The organism is Anabaena sp. CA = ATCC 33047 (assembly GCF_963870205.1).
Classification (GTDB): domain Bacteria; phylum Cyanobacteriota; class Cyanobacteriia; order Cyanobacteriales; family Nostocaceae; genus Trichormus.
In genome coordinates this window covers 1-21080 of record NZ_CAWMSA010000007.1, presented here as the reverse complement: position 1 = coordinate 21080, position 21080 = coordinate 1, and the positions used below count along the sequence as shown (strand labels likewise).

Below are 21080 nucleotides of genomic sequence, written 5' to 3'. Positions count from 1 at the left end.
CTATGAATGCTGAGAAAATATCGAGGATTCCTGTTGCTTTAACTATTGCAGGGTCGGATAGTGGTGGTGGTGCAGGAATTCAAGCTGATTTACGTACTTTTGCTGTTCACTGTGTCCACGGTGCTAGTGCTATTACCTGCGTGACTGCACAAAATACTCTAGGGGTGAGGCGAGTTGATGCGATGTCGCCGGAGGCTGTTGTGGCGCAAATGCAAGCGGTGGTTGAGGATATTGGTGTACAAGCGGCGAAAACGGGTATGTTACTCAACCAAAAAATTATTGCGGCTGTTGCCCTACAGGTAGAGGCTTTACAAATTGATAACTTAGTTGTTGACCCGGTGATGGTATCACGTACAGGGGCGCAGTTAATTGATAATGATGCGGTTAAGACACTGCGCCAGCAATTGATACCTAAAGCCGCTATTGTGACACCTAATCGCTACGAAGCCCAGATTTTAAGCGGTTTCCCGGTGAATTCTTTAGATGATATGCGGGCAGCAGCGCAAGTCATTCACCGCAGTTTAAAGGCGAAGGTGGTTTTAGTTAAGGGTGGAGGAATGCCAGGAAATGCCCGTGGTGTTGATATTTGGTTTGATGGTAGTAAGCTAGAAACACTGACTACACAGCAGGTAGATACTAACAACACTCATGGTACTGGTTGTACTTTATCAGCTGCGATCGCTGCCAATTTAGCCAAAGGTGAAGATTTGTGGACATCTGTACAACAAGCGAAGAAATATGTTAGCACTGCACTCACTTATTCCCTAGATATTGGCAAAGGACAAGGCCCTGTAGGTCATTTTTTCCCATTACTACAAGGTTAGGGAGCAGGGGAGGCAGGGGAGGTAGGGGAGCAGGGGAGGCAGGGGAAGAAAAACTAATGACTAATGACTAATGACTAATGACTAATGACTAATAGCTAACAATGTAATATTAGATATCTTTGCACTCCGAGCATTTTTCTATTATTCTTGGGCTAGTTTCAGGACTGACTGTCTTTTGATACTATTTCTGATACTCTCATTCACTTATTTTGATACCAACCCACTGATGCGAACAACCACAGGTTCTGTTCACGGCATTCCACCAAAACCAAATCCTCCAAGCCCTCCAACCTCTGTACCATTATACGTATATCGGGAATTAGCTACGGAATTAAAGGCAACACAGGCACAGTTAGATGCGCTGAATGCGAAAAATCGACAACTAGCGCAAGAAAATCAACGCCTGCGCCATGAAATCACTCAAGTTGTTCAGTCTTTTTTACACTTGCAAAAATTGGTCGATTCCCGAACTACGCCCAGTTATTACCCTCCTCCAGATTCTCACCCTGAAGTCAACGTTCCCAAAAATTATCAATCTACTCCCACACAACCACGCCCACCGGCTAATCGTTACCGCCAACCTGTTGTACCTGAACCACCCAGCAACAAAAGCCGTCAAACTAATTTTTCTGTCCCTGGGGCTAAAATCAGTGTTCCCATGCCAGAAACAGTATTAGTTGAAGAGCAAGAAGTAGGTTACTATCCTACCGCTAAGTCAGAAGTAAAAGAAGTTAATGGTTGGTGGTTGGCACTAGGCATTTTATTAATTATGTTGACAGCTTTTGGGGCTGGGTATTTAATTGTGCGTCCCCTATTTCAACATGAAAGTCGCTAATCAGTCCAGCGATCATAGACATAAATTTTAACCTTTTTGCTGCTAACTAATGTTATATTTATTTTTGCCATGTCGTAGTATTTGGCACTATCACTACTGCTGAGATTTTTAGCATTGGTGTTAATTACTTACAGCTAATTGCTAGATTTATGAGCATATTGAAGCAAACTTGGCATTTATTGGTTTTGAGTTATCAAAGCTACATGAAAAAAGCAAATCTGATCACAGCAGTTTAATATCAAAATTTTCCAAATTAACCAATTCATCTATAGGTGCTACTGCTAATCTGATAAATGCTGGTGTGGGTCAGATGCAGTTAAAAAAATTTGCAATTCCTACATCTGCCTTGAAAATAAGGCGAATGGTGAAAGTGTCAGATATTTGATCTGGCTAGATATATAAACGAACCATCAAAAAATCAGGAGTCGATAACGTGAAAAAAGTAGAAGCAATTATCCGTCCATTTAAGCTAGACGCAGTGAAAATCGCTTTAGTCAATGCTGGTATTGTGGGTATGACGGTTTCTGAAGTTCGTGGGTTTGGACGGCAGAAAGGGCAAACAGAACGCTATCGCGGTTCTGAGTATACTGTGGAGTTTCTGCAAAAACTCAAGGTGGAAATTGTGGTTGAAGATAACCAAGTTGATATGGTGGTTGACAAAATCATCTCGGCTGCTCGTACCGGTGAAATCGGTGATGGTAAGATTTTTATCTCATCTGTAGAGCAAGTAGTTCGGATTCGTACCGGAGAAAAGAACACCGAAGCCGTGTAAGTGCTAAGTGTTGATGCCAATTCTATCTAAGGTAACAACCAATACATCACCTAGATATTAGTAGGGTGCGTCAGATGTGGACAATCTGTGAAGGTTTACAAAATTATCTCTTCTGACGCACCCTACAAGACTTGTGGATGCAATACTTAGGACTCAGGAGTTAGCAATGTGGGTAATTGAGGGAGTAAGGCGGCAAAAGCTTTACCACGATGACTAACTGACTTTTTTAACTCTGGTGTCATTTGTGCAAAAGTCAATTGCTTTTCGGGGACGTAAAAAATCGGATCGTAGCCGAAACCACCATTACCACGGGGTGCGTGCAGAATTTCCCCAGGACAAATACCTTCTGTTTGGATAGCAATGCTACCATCAGGACGCGCGATCGCGACTACACAGACAAACTGGGCTTTGCGGTTATCTTCACTACCTAATTCTCTGAGTAATCTAGCAATCCGATCTGAGTCGGTTGTACCATAACGGGCAGAATATACGCCAGGTGAGCCATTGAGCGCATCTACCTGCAAACCAGAATCATCTGCGATCGCCCAATTTCCCGTCGCTTGAGCAATTTGTGAGGCTTTTAGACAGGCATTCTCAGCAAAGGTAACACCTGTTTCTTCAATTTCTAATTCTGCTGGCTTGAGTATTAATTCCCAGCCAGTATCTTGGAGGTAAGCTTGCATTTCCCGCAACTTACCAGGATTACTTGTCGCTACTACGAGTATAGTCATTGGTCATTAGTCATTAGTCATTAGTCGTTAGTTTTTCTCCCCCTGCTCCCCTGCTTCCCCTGCTCCCTGCTCCCCTGCTCCCCTGCTCAAGAGCTTCCTCACTCAGCCCACTGTTTCGCCCAAGCCAGAGTTTTATGCACTTCTTCCAGGGTGGAGGCTTCGCAGTAGAGGCGTAAAACTGGTTCTGTACCACTGAATCTAATCATTAACCAGCTTTGATCTGCAAGGCGGAATTTGTAGCCATCGATGGTTTTACAGTCAATTACGGCTTTACCGGCAATTTCTGTTAATGGTTGGGTTTGCAGTTGTTGGAGTAGTCGCGCCCGGACTTCCATGCTGGCTAGGGGCAAATCTATACGGTCATAAGCGGAAATAAAGCCTGTTTGCTGTTGCAAGTGGCGATAATAGTCGCCTAAATCCTGCCCAGATTCAACGATCGCCTCTAAGACATACAATGCTGATAGTAGGGCATCCCGTTCTGGTATATGGCTACCATAACCAATACCTCCTGATTCTTCCCCACCTAACAATACTGGTGCGGCTAACATTCTGTCAGCAATGTATTTATACCCTACTGGTGTTTCAAAGACTGACAGGTGATGTAGTGCTGCTACTTTGGGTATTAAATCGGAACCACTCACGGTTTTGACAATTTCGCCGGTAAAGTTCCGTCTCTGGGTGAGGTGGTCGATTAATATGGGGATTAAAACTTGGGAACTGAGGAAATTAGCGTTTCCATCTACGGCGGCGATGCGATCGCAATCGCCATCAAACACCAATCCTACAGCTAAACCTGATGGATTGGTATCGTGATCAGTTTTGATGATATTAAATAGCTCAGATAGATATTTAGGTAAAGGTTCAGGCGCACCGCCACCAAATAAGGGATCACGGTTGCTATTGATTTCTTGGACACGTTCACCTAATAATCTGCCCAAACCGCTAGCTGCTGCACCGTGCATTACATCAGCGAAGACGCTGAGTTTACCAGAGGCGATCGCTTCTCTGAGCTTGGCAATATTAACTTTTTTTTCTAAGCCTTGGATATAACTTGGCCAAGGGTCAAATTTTTCTAACTTACCAGGGGTAACTGCTGGTGATACACCTGAAGGTAATAATGCTTCTATATCTTTTGTGACTTCTGGTGAGACTGAACCACCAAAATAACCTTTAACTTTTAATCCTAAATACGCCCCTGGGTTATGACTGGCTGTAATTACTAACGCACCCAAAGCGTTAAATGCTTTTGCTGCCCAACTAAAAGCCGGGGTTGGTGCATAGCTGTCACTCAGCAGCACATCAAAGCCGACGGCGGTGACAGCATGAGCAACAACACGGGCAAAGTCTTCAGCCATAAATCGGCGGTCGTAACCCACAATAATTGTGCGACTACCTACAGTCGAAAAATATGTATTATATAATACTTTTGCTGCAACAGGTGCGACCAAAGCTAGACGTTCAAAGGTGAACTCATCGCCAATTACGCCCCTCCAGCCGTCTGTACCAAACTTGATTGGGCTAGCTATCACTGGCATTCAGGTATTCTCGGTGTACACTTGAGGATTTTAGCATTTGTATAGTTTGGGAAATAAATATTAATAATCCTTAATAGTTTTCACTATTAAGGATTTTTGATAGGAGCAAAAACTGCTCACAATTTATGATGTTTTGTTAAAAATCATCAAGATACTGACTTAAACGCCTAATCACCGGGTCAACTTCTGCTGGTGGTTCAACCGGTTCAACAGCAGGAGTCGTAGGATTGACGGTATCTGGTGCTGGTACTGGTGGAGGCGAATGGTAAACAACAGGTCGCTCTGTCACCATGATTGCCAGATGCGCCATCTGTTGAGTCAGTTGTAAAATTTGGCGTTCCATAGCCTCCAAGCGATGAGATTCCTTGGCAAAAAAACGTCCCTCAAGGTCAGCTACTTGACGTTGCAGTTCATCGATTTTCTGTTCAACCGATTCTGTTGCTGCTGTTTTTAAACCAGGTTTTACAGATTCCGGTACACATAAAGATTGCCATAAGGCTTCTTTACAGAGGTCACTGAAAGTCTTGTCAGGCTGTTGTTCTAAATAGCTTTCCACCAGTGCTAACAAACTTTCGTCAGCGACTCCTGGATTGAACGTGACCGATTTCACTACCTTTTTTGACCATTGGAACATTCTTTTTAGGACCTAGCAGATAATTGCGCCTCTCCATAAATATACTGCCCCAAGGCGTTAGCTTGCCGAGAAGGTGCTGCTAAATGGGCGTTAATTTTCGCCTCTTTGAGTAGACGTTGCACATCTTCCCAGAAGAATTCGCCACCACCACCGGTGATAATCACATCGGTAACACGTTCTGGCAACCAAGCGAGGACACGGCTACAAATTTCTCTGGAAAACTGCTCGATTAAGTTGGGCAGAAAGTCATCGAGGTTAGTGGGTTTGCTAGCACCTTTAGGACGATAAAAGCGATCGCCTTTAGGTTTATTAACCGCAGAAATTAAGGCTAGAGACTGACTATCTGCGCCCTCAATTTCAGCAGCTACCATTTCATAAAACTTGCTCATACCAAAGTCTTCACTCTTAGAAGCACCTCGTGCAAAGCGGAAGTTATCCACCATCAACAAATCGATGGTTTGGTGTCCGATATCAACGATCGCCACCGATATTTTTGTAAAATCAGGGGTGTTGGGACTCTTTTTAGGTTGGGCTTCTGACCATAATAGACTGCCATAGCCTTCTGGCATCACCCAAACTTTAGTGATATTCAAAGATAAAGATTCGCCCCGGAAATTAAGGACATGAGGCCCAGACACTTGGCTAATCAATTGTGCTTTTTCCCGTTCAAATTGTTCTAACGAGAGAAAAGGTAAACCCAGCACTACAGAAATATCATCTTTGAGTTTAAAGTAGCCAGCACTCGCCAAAACCTTGATCAGTGCATCTTCCACTTTGGACTGGCCAACTCCTAAGTTAGCCCCAAAGTCTGCCGCCAATTGACCAACAGCGTAGCCATTACCTTGATACTCCAGCCACAAATCCATCAGAGGATCGGTAGCACGGGCTTCAAACACGCCACCGCGTACCTGTTCTATAGTCATTTGTTTGACGTTGGCAGGTACAAACATCACATTGTTTGGATCACGGCTGACACAGGTTTTTGTGGAAGTTCTGCCTAAATCAACGCTGAGAATAGCTTTGCCCAAATTGTTATTTACTTTTGGGGGTGTGGTGGTATTGATGGGTACGTTAGCTGACACCCGGTTAAGCGGTATGGCAGCAGCATTCATGGGGGTAGCGGCGGAAGGTTGGTCTGTCATACAAGCTCCTAGTCCTTACTTAACTGTAAAAAGTTACCATGCACATCATACAAATAGGCCGCTTATTAGAAATAATTGGCTTCGACAAGTGTAACGACAAATACGCCCTTTTTTAAAGTTTTTGTAAAACTTGAGCGATCGCTTTGTTCAGGATTCTTGGGCATAGTCTAGGCGAATTTTTAACAGATGTAACCCCCAATTGCCAACTAAAAGTTAATGTTTTTCAAATAATCGTGTTTCTGCGCTTACGTTTGAGTATGCTGACGACCAATGCTCACACCAAACTCCCAAGTAAAATTTTCGCTCCAAGGGATAGGTACTTATCCACAACTTCAAATTCACTACCCCAGGCTGAACCTGCGTATTTTAGCCAACATACCCAAACCGCGCTCTCTAAAGTTGTATACCATAAGAATGGTAGCAATTACATATTGCTCATGCCTACGGGTACGGAATTGAAAAAAGCAGGAGGAAGCAGAAGGCAGAAGGCTAATCAACGGACTTCCACCGATTTTAGGCAATGCAACAAGCTGACCTTAAAACCTTTTCTACCCTTCTGCCCTCTGCCAAAGCCGCCCGCAGGACAGTTCAAAGTACACAGGACTTACGCAACTGGCATAATAGTAGGGTGCGTCAGATATCAACAATCTGTTTATTGACAGCATTGAAGCCGTCTGACGCACCCTACAAGACATATTTGGTGTGACACTTGCGTAAGTCCTAGTACAGTTAAAAAACACAAAATGGCAAAAATCAAATGTAGAAAATTTGACTTTTGCCTTTTGAGTTTTGATTATTAACTTTTTTAAACTGTGGGAGTCAAAGATTGTACTCTTGATTCAGATTGCCAATCCAATGGATTCCACACCCGTTCTTCTAGAGCCATCTGCTCAATTAAACTAGCTAATCTCAAAGCTTTAAGTGCTTGTTCTCCACCCACAGAAGGCTGATTCCCACCGTGTACACAGTTGACAAAATGCTCTAATTCTGCACTTAGGGGTTGAATGTTAGTAGTATAAACTTTTTCAATTAAACCATCTTGCCGATACAATACTTGCTTATGGTCATTGACGGAATTCGCAGGTGTTTGTCGATGAATTAAAATCTCATTCTTGAGAAAATCAGCTTCAGTAAACGAGTTTTTACAATGGGCGACAATGCGGCGGATTTTGCGGTGTGTGACTTTGCTAGCTGTCAAAGTGGCAACAATGCCATTAGCAAATCCCAAGGTAGCGGTGACATAATCCAAATAACCGGAGTCAGAAGCGCGAGTTCCACTAGCGGTTAACTTTGTGACTGGTGAGGCTGCCAATTCTAACAACAAGTCTATGTCATGAATCATTAAATCCAGCACCACAGACACATCATTAGCTCGGTTTGAGTAAGGACTCATGCGGTGAGCTTCTAGGGCTAGAACTTCTTCAGTTTGCAGCACCTTATGTAGTTCACGGAAAGCGGGATTAAATCGCTCAATATGACCAACTTGCAGAATGCACTGAGATTCAGCCGCCGCATTAACTAAAGATTCTGCCTCGGAAATGCTAGCAGCAATTGGCTTTTCAATTAAAACATGAATACCTGCCAATAGACAGTTGATACCCACAGCATAATGCAAGCGAGTAGGAACAGCTATGCACACCGCTTCTACATGGGGGAGCAGGTCACAGTAATCTTCAAAAAAACGTACTTTGTATTTACTGGCGGTTTCTAAGCCTCTTTCAACATTAATATCTGACACGCCCACCAGTTCTACATCTTTCATAGAACTGAGTGTACGGACATGATGTTGTCCCATGTTACCTACGCCGATTACACCTATACGAATCGGTCGTGGCTGGTTGCGCTGTGTGTATGAATTTGGTTCTGCCACTGACATCCTATTTTGCACTATTGTTCTCTCCTCAACCACCAAATTTAGAGACGCTATGGCCGTTGGCGTTTATACTAGACAGCCGATTATGCTCCGTCTAAAACCATCCAGATGGTAACATAGAGGGCTTGTTTATGAAGAATTTCAAAGGTTGACATCAGTTCCCGTAATCTAGCTGTCTTTTGCACAGACATTTTTAAATTGCTCGGTTTTTTCTGTTCTATACAAACTACAATACGTCTTTAGTATTACCTTGAAAATTCTAGTAGTTCTCCGTGAAAATTCTCAAAAGACAGTTAGACAATAAATTACCTAGGCTGAAATTTGACAATCTCATTGTTAAGAATATTACAAAATAATTAATAAAAATATCATACTGGATTGTTTAGATAAAAAAAGATTTATTTAAGACTGACAGCACGGAATCTGCCCAAATAATTTTTACATAATTATGCACAGCACTCAAAGGTTTTACCGTTTAGATTTATGGCTCATGAATTATGTCAGCCAAAAAGAAAACCATTCTTTAATCTGGGAGTATGATTTGGCGTTGAACATGGAAAATTTAAACCGGAAATGAAAGCTGTAATTTTGTTATCTGGGGGATTAGACTCTTCCACAATTCTTTACCAAGCAAAGGCTGATGGTTGTGAGTGTTACTCTATGTCCTTTGATTATCAGCAGCGACATCGCCGAGAGTTGCACTCAGCCAGGCTTGTGGCTCAAAACGCTGGGGTTGTACAGCATCAGCTAGTTAACTTTGACTTAAGACTATGGGGTGGTTCAGCACTGACAGACGATGCGATCGCTCTACCTGAAGCACGTTCTCTAGATGAGATGTCTCAAAGTATTCCCGTGACATACGTACCTGCACGGAATACGATATTTTTAAGTTTTGCCCTTGCCTATGCGGAAGCGATCGCCGCCGAAAGAGTCTACATCGGTGTAAACGCCTTAGACTACTCAGGATATCCCGACTGTCGCCCCGACTATATTCAAGCAATGCAAGAAGTTTTTCGCCTGGGTACAAAACAAGGACGCTCAGGACAACCCATTAAAATTGTTGCACCCCTCCTAGAATTGAAAAAAACCGAAATTATCCAACTAGGCAATAAATTAGGTGTCCCTTGGGAGCTAACTTGGTCTTGCTATGCTGGTGGTGATGTAGCTTGTGGTGTCTGTGATTCTTGTCGCTTGCGTCTAGCAGCCTTTGCCGAATTGGGACTTGTTGATCCATTACCCTATGCTTAGGATGGGCATGGGGCATGGGGCATGGGGCATGGGGCATTGAATAAAAATTCTTCACTGTCTCCCTCATCTCCCTCATCCCCCTATTCCCCAGTCAACCGTCGCAACTGAATTTGATGCAGTCGTGGCCCGTCAACAGATACTACAGTAAACTCAAGATTTTCATAGTGGAAAATTTCGCCGATGTTGGGCATTTTCTGCAATTGATACAGTAAAAAACCAGCTAAAGTCTGATATTCCTTGGTTAAGGGTAAATTGATATGCAAAACTTCATTTAAGTCTTCTAAGTTAATTTGGGCTTGCACTAAAAATGTTTGTGGGTCTAACATCTCAATGAGTAAATCGTCACTGCTTTGAGATTGACCTGCATCGCCAATAATTTCTGCAATCACATCTTGGATAGTTACCAGCCCGACAGCCCCACCAAATTCATCCACAACTATGACCATAGCTGGTTTTTCTTGCTGCATCATCGGCAAAAGTTCACTCAGGGGGGTGTTTTCTGGTACAAACCGAGCCGGACGCATCCAAGCTGAGATTTGGGTGTTTAAATGGAGTTTACCTAATGCCAAGGGTTTGGCTAAATCACGAAAGTAAACAATGCCGCGAATGTCGTCTAGGGATTCGCCAATGATAGGATAACGAGAGTGTCCAGTGTTGATCATTTCCTGGAGTAAGGTCTCAAAGCTGGCATCATTTGATAAGGCGACAATCCCAGTCCGGGGAATCATCACATCTTGTGCTGTGACATCACCAAATTCAAAGACATTATTCAGTAATTCTCGCTCTGTGGTTTCTAAACCAGTAGATTCCCGTTCTGTGGAGATAATCAGCTGTAGTTCTTCTGGTGTTACAGGTGGTCTCCAACTTTGGCCAGTGTATTCGATGCCAAACAATCGTAACAGATAAGTGGTTGATTGGTTGAGAATCCAAATAAAGGGGCTGAAAAAACGGACAATCGCTTTGACTAATGGCCCTAAACACCTTGCTAACTGCTCAGAGTAGAGCATGGCGACTGATTTAGGACACAACTCCCCTAAAACAATTTGCAGATAGGCTATTAAAAAAAAGGCGATGGGAATTGATAGGGAATGAGCGATCGCATGACTCATACCGGCGGTTAAAGGTAAGGATTTCAGCCAAGAACCGATAACCACTACAATCGAACTTTCGCCAATCCACCCCAAAGCCAAACTAGAAAGGGTAATACCCAACTGAGTTGTCGATAATACCCGATCAATACTATGTTGTAGTCCCTCAACGGCGATCGCTTGGATATCACCAGCCTCAACCAACTGATGAATGCGCGTTCGGCGCACCGTCACTATGGAAAATTCTGCCGTTACAAAAAAAGCATTGATTGCAATCAGCAGTAACACCGACAACAACCTTAACCCCACATTTGTCAAGCTCAAATTAGGAAATTCATTCACCGCCACAACTCATGCTATTGGGGATTGTAAGGGATTGGCGAGGAATTGGGGTGTTTGGCAAGGGGCAAAGCGGGAAAACTTTCCCCATTTCTTCCTCCTGCTTCCTCTTTCCCAACTTCCTTGTCTCCCATCCCTACCGATCTACAGGAATATTTGCTACTTCTAGCTTCAGTTCTTGATTGGGATAATCTGTCAGCGCAAGGGAGACTTGTTTAACATCATCCAGTAAAGCTATAGGAATGCTGACAGTCCCAGAAAATGCCGGCCCATTGGCTGGTAATTCTGCTGGTAATCCCTCTGTACTAGCACTAAGGGTTCTACCTTTATCGTCAGTCACATCTAAGAAACTATACAAAAAGCGTACAGAATCAGTACCTTTGTTCTGCATTTTCACTCTCAGCAGTAAGTCGCCACCAGAGTAGCGAACTGATTGCACAGCCATAGTCACCCCTTCACTTTCAGCAGTGATCGGAAATCCTGGTTGCAGTTTTTCTGGCACTGCTTCTTCAGACTTACTCTCCTGCTTTTGCTTTTTGAAAGTAATTCCCTCCTCTTCTTCCTCTTGCTTGTCTGATTTAGCGGCTTTAGTTTTACCTTCAATACGTGCCTTGACAATTTTCAGGATTTCCTCTTCTTTTAAGAGTGTCACTGCTCCTGATTGTGCATTAGAGGATTTATTGCTGGTAAACTTGCTGGTAGGACGACCATCTGGCGTTGTCACACCTGTAAGAGCAGAACTGCCCAAATTAAATCCTAAGAACGCGCTCACCGAACCTGCGCCTAACATCAGGAATAACAAAACCAAAGTCAGAATTACAGTAGAGTTGATTTTCATTGCTGGCAAGCCATAGCACACGAATGCTGGTCTATATTAGCTGGAGTATATTAATGACGATAAAACTGGTTGCGTAAAACTTTAAAATAACTTAATTAAACATAGTATGCCCTATTCCATCAATAAATTGTGTAGTATGGAAAATGAGAAAATTGTTCCTGATGGTACACAAACCATAAATATAGGATACAATTAAAATCTAACCAGGGTTGGCCGAGCGGTTGAGGCAGCGAACTCATAATTCGCCCAAGGCAGGTTCAACTCCTGCACCCTGGATTTATCGGTGACGAAAAGACGCTCTGGGAGCGTCTACCCATCCGTAATTAGAAAATTTGTGATTTTATCGACCTAGGGAACTGCCAAAGCGGAATTCTGTCCCAACCTTTAATTTATTGGCATTCAGCCGGGGGGACATAAGCAAGGATGTATCATAGGGATTGGGTAAATCGGGTGTGCGAAGATAAGGGTCATTCATTGCCTGTTGGGTAAGTACATCTCGATAGAGTGTGTTTACTAATTGAGCATCACGGGCAATCTCATTTTCTGGAAAGGAATTGCGTAATAGCGAACCAGAACCCAAAAATGAATCTAACTGACGCTGGGGTGTGGTATTGTCATAAAAGTTGCGGTCATAGCGAAAATAAGCACGTTCAAAAACATCACTTGTGCTTTCATAATTGGGTATTGGTGTTTCAGCATTGGCGATCGCCGGAAAAACAATACCTGTAGTTAACAGCACTAATAAACTACTGAAGCTCTTAAATTTGATACCCATCTTGTTTACTCCTCAATTTTTGGGTAAATCTTAACTTATGCTTAAGTTCAGAACTCTCATGAGTTCAACCTTTGGTGTAGCATAACTTTCACTGGTTTGTAATGACGTATTCTACTGAAACCCTTACCCAGTCAGATATTTGGGCGGCTAGTGTCGATATCACAACTCTGCGTCAAAAATTACTGGATTTATTTTGTCAACTCGCCTATCAAGAAGGTGATTTTGTCCTGTCTTCTGGACAACCGAGTTCTTACTATATTAATGGTAAGCAGGTAACACTCCATCCCCAAGGTGCTTTAGCGATCGGTCGTATTCTTTTATCCCTGTTACCTTCTGATACTCAAGCTGTAGCTGGTTTAACTCTGGGGGCTGATCCGATTGTGACAGCTGTGAGTGTAGTTTCTGCCTATGAAAATCAACCGATACCAGCCTTGATTATTCGCAAAGAAGCGAAAGGTCATGGAACTAAGGCTTATATTGAAGGGCCAAATTTACCTGAAGGTGCAAAAATTGTCGTGTTGGAAGATGTCGTCACCACTGGAAAATCTGCGATGAAAGCGGTGGAGCGACTCCGGGCGGCTGGTTATGTTGTGGAGGAGGTAATTTCGCTGGTAGACAGGAAACAAGGGGGAGCGGAGTTTTACCAGTCTGTGGGTTTAAGGTTTGAAGCGGTGTTTACAATTGAGGATATTCAACAAAGGTATCGGGAATTAGGTCAATAGTAATATGTAGGGTGCGTCAGACACATAAGTTCTTAAGATAGCGAAAAATTATTCCTACTGACGCACCCTACTAACTACACAAATTAAACCCACATTTCCAGGATATATTAATACCAATTCTCTATGAAGTTGCATCAAATAAATAATGTAGAGACGTTGCATGCAACGTCTCTACAGTACAGAATTGGGATAGATCCCCGACTTCTCAAAGAAGTCGGGGATCTGGTCATTACATTTTTTACTAACTAACAGACTATTACACAAACGCTTTTATTGAAGTTTTTAACTGTTCAATCTCTTGGCGTTTTTGAAATATCCACACCTTCTCAGCCTCACGTTCTTCTACAGTTTCTTGGTGTACTTTTTCTTGTTGTTCTAGCAAGTTCTCATAAAGCAATATAGCTTGAGAAATCACTCGACTGGCTGTTTCAACTTTGGAATCAAAAACTGAATTAACAATTTCATATAGCTTCTCAGAAACTTTATCTGTTGATTCGTGAAACTTTTCATCTCCTATTTCAATAATTTTTCGCTTAATTTGCTGATGAAGTCCATCTACATCCAACATTCCCAAACCAAAAGAACCTGCAACCATACCAGCTAAACTGGCGATAATTATTCCTATAAAGCCAATTCCTGTAAATGCTAATAATCCCACAGCTAAAGCCCCTCCTATTCCTAAACCGCCACCTATTCCTCCCAAACCGATAAAATCATCAGTTATACCGTCTATAGTTAATTGTAGCTGTTCACTAAAATTAGCTTTTACCTGTTGTTCAATCTTCCTAAATTTGGCTTTAATTGCATCTAGTTCATATTCAATATTTGTATCTAAAATCTGAAGATTTTCTCGCAGTATAACATCTTTAAGCTTTTTGTTTCCCCAATCATCTATCTCTTTAGATAAATCTCTGACAAATTGATTAATATAATCTTGAATTAGTTTATCTTGGCTCCAGACATGGCTGTGTTCAGAATACCAATTTCTACTTTTCTCAAATATGCGTTCCCTTAAGTTTTCACGCCACTCATCCCAAGATTCAGCCGCCTCATCAATTACTTTATCTACCAGTTGAGAAGCTACTAAACGAATTCTGACATCACGCCCACTAGCTTCACCTATTTGTTCAAATATTTTCTGTTTTTCAGACTCGGAAATATTTATTTTCCCATCTAACACTTGTTTAGATTGTTCTAATCCGCTTAGACATCTTTGGATTAAATTGTCGATTTCCGCTACAGATAATTTGATTTTTAACCTTCCCCTTTCATTGGTTAAAAATTCTTCAATAGACTTAATAAAATTCTGGAAAGTGCTTAAATATTCATTCTCATAACCTCCTAACATAGCATCTAATGCAGCTTGAGCAGAAATCAAATGAATCCTGTTTTCACCAACAATCAGAGGATTATCACTTTGTACGAACCTTTCAATTCGCTGTCTGACTTGTTCTCTTCCCTTTTCTGTGCGTACCAAATCCATAAAATTACCCACTACAAAAAGATTGTTAGCAGGTTCACTTTCTTTACCACCATTTAGTTGAGTTCTTAAATCTTGCAGTAATTCTCGTTCAGTTTGAGTTAAAGAACGAGATACATTAGTTAAGAAAATTACTGCATCTGTATCTTTTAGTATTTGTTGAGTAATGATTGTACGCTCAGGATGTTCATTTAAACCCGGAGAATCTATAATTTCTACTCCACTCCTACATAATTCTAAATCAGGATGTTCAAAAACTATTTCTTTAATTTCTGAATTTCCCAGTTCATCACTAAGACAACCCAGTGCTGCGTCTTCTGAAATACTGGCTTTTATGTGATATTCGCTCAATGGAATCTCTGCTTCCGTGCCATTTTTATAACGACATATTACTCGCTTGTGATTACCATATTTTAATACTGTTAATGCCCCACTACAGGGAATTTCTCTTACAGGTTGAATTCCTTCACCTAGCAACGCATTGAGTAAAGTTGATTTTCCCTGGCTAAATTCACCAATAACTGCTAAACGAAACTGCTGAGATTGTAATTTTTGAGATATTTTACTCACTTCATCAATTAAATTTTTGGTTAAAAAACCATCATTTTGACATTCATTAATTATCTGAAATAGACGATAGCAAATATAGTCTAATTGTTTTTGATACTCTTGAAAAAGTTTTAAATCACTATAAGAATGTTTGCTCACTGGTTGACTGATTTTTGTTACAGGTTGAGCAGGTAAAGCTGCTAACATATCAGTTGTAGCTTTGACAAACATCGAATCCAGTTGATGAAACCGTGCAGGAGCGAGTAAAAACTTTACTTCATCTAAAGCTGTTGAGTCTGTTACACCTTGATGAGTAAAACCTGCTTCTAAGACAGCTAAATGTTTTTGACTAATACCTAAATGATTGCTGATTATTTCTAAATATCGTTTTTCCCTCGCGTCTATGTCGTCATCTATAGCTGACATTTCATAGCCAAAAGCAATCAGTAATAATCTTTCTGATTCTGAAAGCGGAGACGCTAGAGCGAGTATATAATTCATCTTTTTATAAAGCTGATTATCTTTAATTTCCTTAATCATCAAATGCGTCAAGCGACGCACATCACTGTCTGGTGTGCTGAATAAATAGAGGGTTTTTAGTAGTCTTTGCTTTTCTGACTCTGTTACTGTGCCATCAACAAATATTACCCCTAACAGTATCGTGACTAAATTTGCCAGAAATATCACGGGTGCTGTCAGTTCTCTTTCAGTTAGCTTTTGTCCAGAAATCTTTGATAACAAATCAATAAGTTGAGGGTTAACTAAGGAAGTATCCATAAATTTGGTCATACTGATAGGTTCGGATTTAGTATGCCCAAATTTTAGGCAAAATTTACCTATATACCGAGTAATTACGGTTATTTAGCTCTTTCTGAACGAGTTAGTCTGGATTAAATCACCTCTATCAATCAAAAAAATGCAGTTCCAATTTGCACCCATCATTGAAGCTGGTATTCTAGCTGGTAAATATGCTCAAGTTTTTACTAATGGTGTACCAATAGGGATGGCTAGAGATGCTGTAACCGGACAGTTTGTCGCTCATGCTATCGGTGCTACAGTAAACAACAGTCCCCTATCACCACTGTTAGCAGTTTCTCAGGTTGTTACCAGTGGGGCGCAAATGTATCAAATGAATAGAGGATTTACAGAGGTACTAAATAGCTTACAAGTCATGCAATCTAGTTTAGGAGTGTTACAAGCTACGACTGCGTTAATTGGTGTGGGAACAGTAGCAGGTGTAGCCTTGACAGCTATAAACTTACATCAAACTCTAAAACTGAGAAAAGAAGTTGAGCAAATGCGGCTTGAGGTTAAAAATGGGTTTATTGACCTTAAACAAGCTTTAAAAGACCAAGGAGTAGAGATTAGGCAAATAATTGAGCAGGTATCCCAAGACATCAAATTTGAACAGCATCGTGTGGTTTTAGTCCGGGCTTACGGTTTATTCGTTCAAGCTATCAACCGCTTTCGTTCAGCGATGCAATTACAAGATTTCAGTCGTAGAAATGCGGAAATTGATGGCGCACGGGGGATGTTATTTGAAGCTTTAGCAGATTATACCAATCCTCATTTTTTAGAAGAAACCTCTGCTGCTGGACAACTGCGTAGGCTGGAATGTGCTTGGATAATTGAACAGGCAATTATTATGACTTATCAAGTGCAAAATGAGAAATCAGCAGTAAGCGATCGCCTCTACCAACTTCAAGATAAAATTCGTGAAGATGCCCTTACAGTCATCAACTGCTGCGAATCACACGATGAACTTGATTTTCTGTTTCCTGAAATGACGCGCATTTACAACCATGATTTAGCTGCATTAAATTCTTGGCAGAATCATGTTGATTGGATGGCTTCGCTGACTGCATCAGAATTAAAACTTTTAAGTAGTGCTGATATTGATAATTTTGAATTTATAGATAATTCTGATATCAATTTAACCACGCCTTCCGAAGAGTTAGTATACGAAGATTTAGCTGATAAATCTCATTTTTGGTCTCTACGCGACCAACTCATATTTTTGTTCCATCCTCAACTACGCCGAGAGTACGAATTATATATTAATCAGGAAGCTGTAAATACAGTTTATAAATCTTTAGTTATATCTAATTTACAACAAGCTTCAGATTTAGCTGTTGCTAACCTTTATTACTATTTTAAAGTCAGAGATGAATCTGAAGATGAAACAAAAGCAATCGTAGAGGAAAGCTATCAAATTACTACTGTAGATAATGTGAATCTTGGTACATCTATTTCCATTAACAAGAGTTTCCAAGAAAAAATGTTTAGGAAAATTCAAACAATTATTTCTGAACAGTTAGGAGTTGAAGCAAATAAAATAACCATCAAAACTGACTTAATGCAAGATTTGGGAGCAGATTCTTTAGATGCAGTAGAACTAATCATGGCTTTAGAGGAAGAATTTGATATTGAAATTCCCGATGAAATTGCTGAAAAAATTACAACTGTTCAACAGGTAGTTGATTATATTAGGGAAAAAGTTCCTGTTGAAGCATTCAATTAATGCAATCCTATTAAACAGGATTAATATAGAAAGCCTGAGAACACAGGCTTAATTTTTATAGAATATCAAGTCTACTTTATCATCAATAAAGATTGAATACGTTTGGCTTCTCTCAACCCGGAGAGAAAAGCACCATGTACGGTGGAGGGGTACTTGCGGGATGTGGCTTCTCCCGCAAAAAATAGACGATGATTAATTGGTTCGGCTAAGGTGGTGCGATCGCTCCCTTTAGCACCTACAGGCATGGTAGAATATGAGCCGAAACAAAATGGATCACTAGCCCATTTAGTTGTCAAAATTACTTCTGGGTTTGGTATAGCATCACCATAAACCCTACGTAGTAATCTCATCACCCGTTGCTCAATTTCTGGCTCAGATAAAGTTTCTAGACTGCGGGCAAAACTACCACCAGTTAATGCTACTATTACAGGTGTGGAAATATATCGGCTTAAGTTGAAAAAATGGGAAAAATCAGGTTTTAAATCACTGACATATCCCACAATGTCATCATTTTCTAACCAGAATATTTCAGGAAATTTTAACACTACTTTATTTAAAACTCCCATACCTAAGCGATTGATAGCAGCCAGTTTATCGTCTGGTAGAGGAGGATAAAATTTTACTACACCAGATTTTAGCACTCCCAAGGGCAAGGTAATTAAAGCTATATCTGCTGTAAAATCAGCACGCTCAGTTTTTACTGACACACCTTGCTGATTATATTTAATTGCAATAACTTTTTGTGATAGTTGAATATCAATATCTTGAGCTAATTCCTGAATAATTTTATCGTAACCATTAACAACTAGATAATCACCACCACTAAACGTGTCATACTTTTCCCATTCCCACAGGGAGTAATCTATTAAGTCAGTGCCGTATTTTTCTTCCTGCAAAATCAGATACCATTGCAGCAGGTTTTTTTGAATGATTGGTAGTTCTATCGCTGATAAAATTCGATGTACAGCTTCAGCTAATGAGATATCTTCCTGTAAATCATTTCTCAGTAACTTAGCTTGCTCAATAATTTGTGCGTATAGTGAGTATAATTCGTTAAGCGTGGGTGCTGCTAAAAGTTGACCGTTGCTGTCGTAAAGTGTGATTTTTTCCAGGTTGGTGTATTGAAGAAGAACTTTATAGTCTTGGGCTAATTGTGTAATGGGATTGCCATTAATACCGTGAATCCACGAAGCACCTAAGTCTAATGGAAAACCCAAAGTGTAATCTGTATTGATTCTCCCACCGATGCGATCGCGACCTTCTAAAACTGTGACTTGAAACCCACTAGATTTTAATTGCCTAGCTGCGGCTAAACCAGCAATACCCGCACCGATAATCAAAATATTTGCCATGCTAAATCCTGTATTTTCAGAGCAATTCTGGAGGAAAGCATGGTAAACACTGGCATTTACAGCGATTTTCAGGTAATACAGTTCAGTTAACGCTACAAGAATAAAGTTTGTCAAGTAAAAACCAGTTTGTAGTAAGGACTTTAGTCCTTATTTTCTCAGGACTAAAGTCCTTACTACAAACCAGCCTTGCTAATACTATATTTTCTTAACTCAACTGTATTGGATGATCAGGTTAATGAACCACAAAAGAAAGTTTTAAAACTTGTAGAGACGTTGCATACAACGTCTCTACATTGTGGTCTAATTAGGCGAAAACTACTAACTTTGTGCTACAGCTTCTTTCGCCAAGAACTTCTCTAGTTCAGTCAGCGCATCAGCATCAACTTTAGTCTGCATAGGACAGAACTTAGGCCCGCACATAGAACAGAACTCAGCAGTTTTGTAAATATCTGCTGGTAAAGTTTCATCATGGTATTCTTTGGCTCTTTCGGGGTCGAGTGCTAACTCAAACTGACGATTCCAGTCGAAATTGTAACGGGCGCGGGAGAGTTCATCGTCTCTGTCTCTTGCGCCTGGGCGATGTCTGGCAATATCCGCAGCATGGGCGGCTATCTTGTATGCAATCAAACCATTACGAACATCTTCGGCGTTGGGTAGTCCTAAATGTTCTTTGGGTGTGACATAGCATAACATGGCTGTACCATACCAGCCAGCCATCGCTGCCCCAATAGCGGATGTGATGTGGTCATAACCAGGCGCGATGTCTGTCACCAATGGGCCTAGCACATAGAAGGGTGCTTCAGAACACTCTTCCATTTGCTTTTTAACGTTGAACTCAATTTGATCCATTGGGACGTGTCCAGGCCCTTCTACCATCACCTGCACATCATGTTCCCAAGCTTTGCGGGTGAGTTGACCGAGGGTTTTGAGTTCGGCTAATTGGGCAGCATCAGAAGCATCATGAGTACAGCCAGGGCGGAGAGAATCCCCTAAACTAAAGGAGACATCATACTTCTTGAAAATTTCGATAATGTCGCGGAAGTGGGTGTACAGGGGGTTTTGCTTGTGATGATGCAGCATCCACCTTGCCAAAATACCGCCACCACGGGATACAATGCCGGTGATGCGGCTTCTGACTAAGGGTAAATGCTCAATCAAAATTCCTGCGTGGATGGTTTGATAGTCTACCCCTTGCTGGGCTTGTTTTTCGATGACATGAAGAAAGTCATCGGGGGTGAGGTTTTCAATTTTACCGTGAACGCCTTCTAAAGCTTGGTAAACTGGTACTGTGCCAATGGGAACGGGTGAGGCGTTGATGATAGCGGTACGAATTTCATCTAAGTTACCGCCACCTGTGGACAAGTCCATGACGGTATCAGCACCATATTTTACCGCTAGGTTGAGTTTGTCTACTTCTTCTTGCAGGTTAGAAGAGTTGGGTGAAGCACCGATGTTAGCATTGACTTTACACTTAGAAGCAATGCCAATACACATTGGCTCTAGGTTGGTGTGATTGATGTTAGCAGGGATAATCAGTCGCCCCCGTGCTACTTCCTCACGGATGAGGTCAGCCGGTAGATTTTCTCTGTCGGCGACGTAGTGCATTTCTTCGGTGATGACACCCTGACGTGCGTAGTGCATTTGAGTTACATTGCTCTGTCCACGCCGTTTAGCAACCCATTCTTTCCGCATATTAAATTCCCTCGATAGACAGCTTCCCTTCGCTGGTATTATCCAGACTCAGGTGTTAAGGGTGTAATCTCAGCCTGTTAGTGCAAGCACCCCTAGCATGAATGTAGATTTTACCACTTTGTTTAGGGTT

The 21080-nt window shown here is 41.4% G+C and carries 17 protein-coding genes, 1 tRNA gene, 1 pseudogene and 1 riboswitch; of the genes and pseudogenes, 8 read left to right on the top strand and 11 right to left on the bottom strand.

Annotated features, from left to right (window positions below; all coding sequences use genetic code 11):
- Positions 1-2: 2 nt before the first annotated feature.
- From thiD to AACS98_RS02685, 3 genes are all read left to right on the top strand, one after another.
- Positions 3-824: a bifunctional hydroxymethylpyrimidine kinase/phosphomethylpyrimidine kinase gene (gene thiD / locus AACS98_RS02695; RefSeq protein ID WP_066376045.1), complete on the top strand. Its 822-nt coding sequence runs from the start codon at positions 3-5 to the stop codon at positions 822-824.
- 226 nt (positions 825-1050) lie between these two features.
- Positions 1051-1659 (top strand): hypothetical protein, encoded by a 609-nt coding sequence (locus AACS98_RS02690; protein WP_066376042.1) that lies wholly within the window; start codon positions 1051-1053, stop codon positions 1657-1659.
- A 433-nt stretch (positions 1660-2092) separates the two neighbouring features.
- The gene (locus tag AACS98_RS02685) at positions 2093-2431 is read left to right on the top strand and encodes a P-II family nitrogen regulator (protein WP_066376035.1); all 339 of its coding nucleotides are present in this window, start codon (positions 2093-2095) and stop codon (positions 2429-2431) included.
- Between the two features lie 146 nt (positions 2432-2577).
- On the opposite strand, the gene rdgB is transcribed toward AACS98_RS02685, so the two are convergent.
- The 5 genes from rdgB to AACS98_RS02660 all read right to left on the bottom strand — a co-directional run bounded on the left by rdgB (position 2578) and on the right by AACS98_RS02660 (position 8361).
- The gene (gene rdgB, locus AACS98_RS02680; protein ID WP_066376033.1) at positions 2578-3162 is read right to left on the bottom strand and encodes an RdgB/HAM1 family non-canonical purine NTP pyrophosphatase; all 585 of its coding nucleotides are present in this window, start codon (positions 3160-3162) and stop codon (positions 2578-2580) included.
- 98 nt (positions 3163-3260) lie between these two features.
- Positions 3261-4697 (bottom strand): phosphoglucomutase/phosphomannomutase family protein, encoded by a 1437-nt coding sequence (locus AACS98_RS02675; RefSeq protein WP_066376031.1) that lies wholly within the window; start codon positions 4695-4697, stop codon positions 3261-3263.
- 136 nt (positions 4698-4833) lie between these two features.
- A complete protein-coding gene (locus tag AACS98_RS02670) occupies positions 4834-5331 on the bottom strand; it encodes a plasmid segregation centromere-binding protein ParR (RefSeq protein ID WP_066376022.1) in 498 nt (165 codons plus the stop codon).
- A 5-nt stretch (positions 5332-5336) separates the two neighbouring features.
- On the bottom strand, positions 5337-6473 hold the full coding sequence (locus AACS98_RS02665; RefSeq protein ID WP_066376019.1) for a ParM/StbA family protein: 1137 nt from the start codon (positions 6471-6473) through the stop codon (positions 5337-5339).
- An 805-nt stretch (positions 6474-7278) separates the two neighbouring features.
- Complete coding sequence (locus tag AACS98_RS02660; protein ID WP_066376018.1) at positions 7279-8361, bottom strand: Gfo/Idh/MocA family protein; 1083 nt, start codon at positions 8359-8361, stop codon at positions 7279-7281.
- A gap of 558 nt (positions 8362-8919) precedes the next feature.
- Here AACS98_RS02660 and queC point away from each other — a divergent pair.
- Positions 8920-9594, top strand: coding sequence for a 7-cyano-7-deazaguanine synthase QueC (gene queC / locus AACS98_RS02655; protein ID WP_066376017.1), 675 nt, complete (start codon positions 8920-8922; stop codon positions 9592-9594).
- 80 nt (positions 9595-9674) lie between these two features.
- On the opposite strand, the gene AACS98_RS02650 is transcribed toward queC, so the two are convergent.
- Both AACS98_RS02650 and AACS98_RS02645 read right to left on the bottom strand, forming a co-directional pair.
- Positions 9675-11024 (bottom strand): hemolysin family protein, encoded by a 1350-nt coding sequence (locus AACS98_RS02650; RefSeq protein WP_156481601.1) that lies wholly within the window; start codon positions 11022-11024, stop codon positions 9675-9677.
- 133 nt (positions 11025-11157) lie between these two features.
- Positions 11158-11859, bottom strand: a complete 702-nt coding sequence (locus tag AACS98_RS02645) for a hypothetical protein (protein ID WP_066376012.1) — start codon at positions 11857-11859, stop codon at positions 11158-11160.
- A 203-nt stretch (positions 11860-12062) separates the two neighbouring features.
- Here AACS98_RS02645 and AACS98_RS02640 point away from each other — a divergent pair.
- Positions 12063-12135, top strand: a tRNA-Ile gene (locus AACS98_RS02640).
- A gap of 64 nt (positions 12136-12199) precedes the next feature.
- Here the strand turns inward: AACS98_RS02640 and AACS98_RS02635 are convergent.
- Positions 12200-12634, bottom strand: coding sequence for a hypothetical protein (locus tag AACS98_RS02635; RefSeq protein WP_066376009.1), 435 nt, complete (start codon positions 12632-12634; stop codon positions 12200-12202).
- 101 nt (positions 12635-12735) lie between these two features.
- Between AACS98_RS02635 and pyrE the strand changes: the two genes are divergently transcribed.
- Entirely contained in the window at positions 12736-13356 is a 621-nt protein-coding gene (pyrE, locus tag AACS98_RS02630; protein ID WP_066376007.1) for an orotate phosphoribosyltransferase, read from the top strand.
- Positions 13357-13612: 256 nt separating this feature from the next.
- Here the strand turns inward: pyrE and AACS98_RS02625 are convergent, their stop codons facing one another.
- Positions 13613-16162 (bottom strand): dynamin family protein, encoded by a 2550-nt coding sequence (locus AACS98_RS02625; RefSeq protein WP_066376059.1) that lies wholly within the window; start codon positions 16160-16162, stop codon positions 13613-13615.
- 139 nt (positions 16163-16301) lie between these two features.
- On the opposite strand from AACS98_RS02625, the pseudogene AACS98_RS02620 reads away from it, so the two are divergent.
- Both AACS98_RS02620 and acpP read left to right on the top strand, forming a co-directional pair.
- Positions 16302-17570: pseudogene (locus AACS98_RS02620) on the top strand (hypothetical protein); the annotation flags it as partial.
- Positions 17571-17663: 93 nt separating this feature from the next.
- Positions 17664-17906 (top strand): acyl carrier protein, encoded by a 243-nt coding sequence (acpP, locus tag AACS98_RS02615; protein ID WP_084386869.1) that lies wholly within the window; start codon positions 17664-17666, stop codon positions 17904-17906.
- Positions 17907-17977: 71 nt separating this feature from the next.
- Here the strand turns inward: acpP and AACS98_RS02610 are convergent, their stop codons facing one another.
- Positions 17978-19258 carry an FAD-dependent oxidoreductase gene (locus tag AACS98_RS02610; protein WP_066376004.1) on the bottom strand — a complete coding sequence of 427 codons (1281 nt, stop codon included), beginning with the start codon at positions 19256-19258 and terminating at the stop codon, positions 17978-17980.
- Between the two features lie 318 nt (positions 19259-19576).
- On the bottom strand, positions 19577-20950 hold the full coding sequence (thiC, locus tag AACS98_RS02605) for a phosphomethylpyrimidine synthase (protein WP_066376003.1): 1374 nt from the start codon (positions 20948-20950) through the stop codon (positions 19577-19579).
- Positions 20951-20957: 7 nt separating this feature from the next.
- Positions 20958-21054: riboswitch (TPP riboswitch) on the bottom strand.
- Between the last annotated feature and the right edge of the window lie 26 nt (positions 21055-21080).

What these genes read in the sequence shown, in the direction of transcription:
- thiD (WP_066376045.1), top strand. Translation starts at nt 3, where the DNA reads ATGAATGCTGAGAAAATATCGAGGATTCCTGTTGCTTTAACTATTGCA.
- AACS98_RS02690 (WP_066376042.1), top strand. Translation starts at nt 1,051, where the DNA reads ATGCGAACAACCACAGGTTCTGTTCACGGCATTCCACCAAAACCAAAT.
- rdgB (WP_066376033.1), bottom strand. Translation starts at nt 3,162, where the DNA reads ATGACTATACTCGTAGTAGCGACAAGTAATCCTGGTAAGTTGCGGGAA.
- AACS98_RS02675 (WP_066376031.1), bottom strand. Translation starts at nt 4,697, where the DNA reads ATGCCAGTGATAGCTAGCCCAATCAAGTTTGGTACAGACGGCTGGAGG.
- AACS98_RS02670 (WP_066376022.1), bottom strand. Translation starts at nt 5,331, where the DNA reads ATGTTCCAATGGTCAAAAAAGGTAGTGAAATCGGTCACGTTCAATCCA.
- AACS98_RS02665 (WP_066376019.1), bottom strand. Translation starts at nt 6,473, where the DNA reads ATGACAGACCAACCTTCCGCCGCTACCCCCATGAATGCTGCTGCCATA.
- queC (WP_066376017.1), top strand. Translation starts at nt 8,920, where the DNA reads ATGAAAGCTGTAATTTTGTTATCTGGGGGATTAGACTCTTCCACAATT.
- AACS98_RS02645 (WP_066376012.1), bottom strand. Translation starts at nt 11,859, where the DNA reads ATGAAAATCAACTCTACTGTAATTCTGACTTTGGTTTTGTTATTCCTG.
- AACS98_RS02635 (WP_066376009.1), bottom strand. Translation starts at nt 12,634, where the DNA reads ATGGGTATCAAATTTAAGAGCTTCAGTAGTTTATTAGTGCTGTTAACT.
- pyrE (WP_066376007.1), top strand. Translation starts at nt 12,736, where the DNA reads ATGACGTATTCTACTGAAACCCTTACCCAGTCAGATATTTGGGCGGCT.
- AACS98_RS02625 (WP_066376059.1), bottom strand. Translation starts at nt 16,162, where the DNA reads ATGGATACTTCCTTAGTTAACCCTCAACTTATTGATTTGTTATCAAAG.
- acpP (WP_084386869.1), top strand. Translation starts at nt 17,664, where the DNA reads ATGTTTAGGAAAATTCAAACAATTATTTCTGAACAGTTAGGAGTTGAA.
- AACS98_RS02610 (WP_066376004.1), bottom strand. Translation starts at nt 19,258, where the DNA reads ATGGCAAATATTTTGATTATCGGTGCGGGTATTGCTGGTTTAGCCGCA.
- thiC (WP_066376003.1), bottom strand. Translation starts at nt 20,950, where the DNA reads ATGCGGAAAGAATGGGTTGCTAAACGGCGTGGACAGAGCAATGTAACT.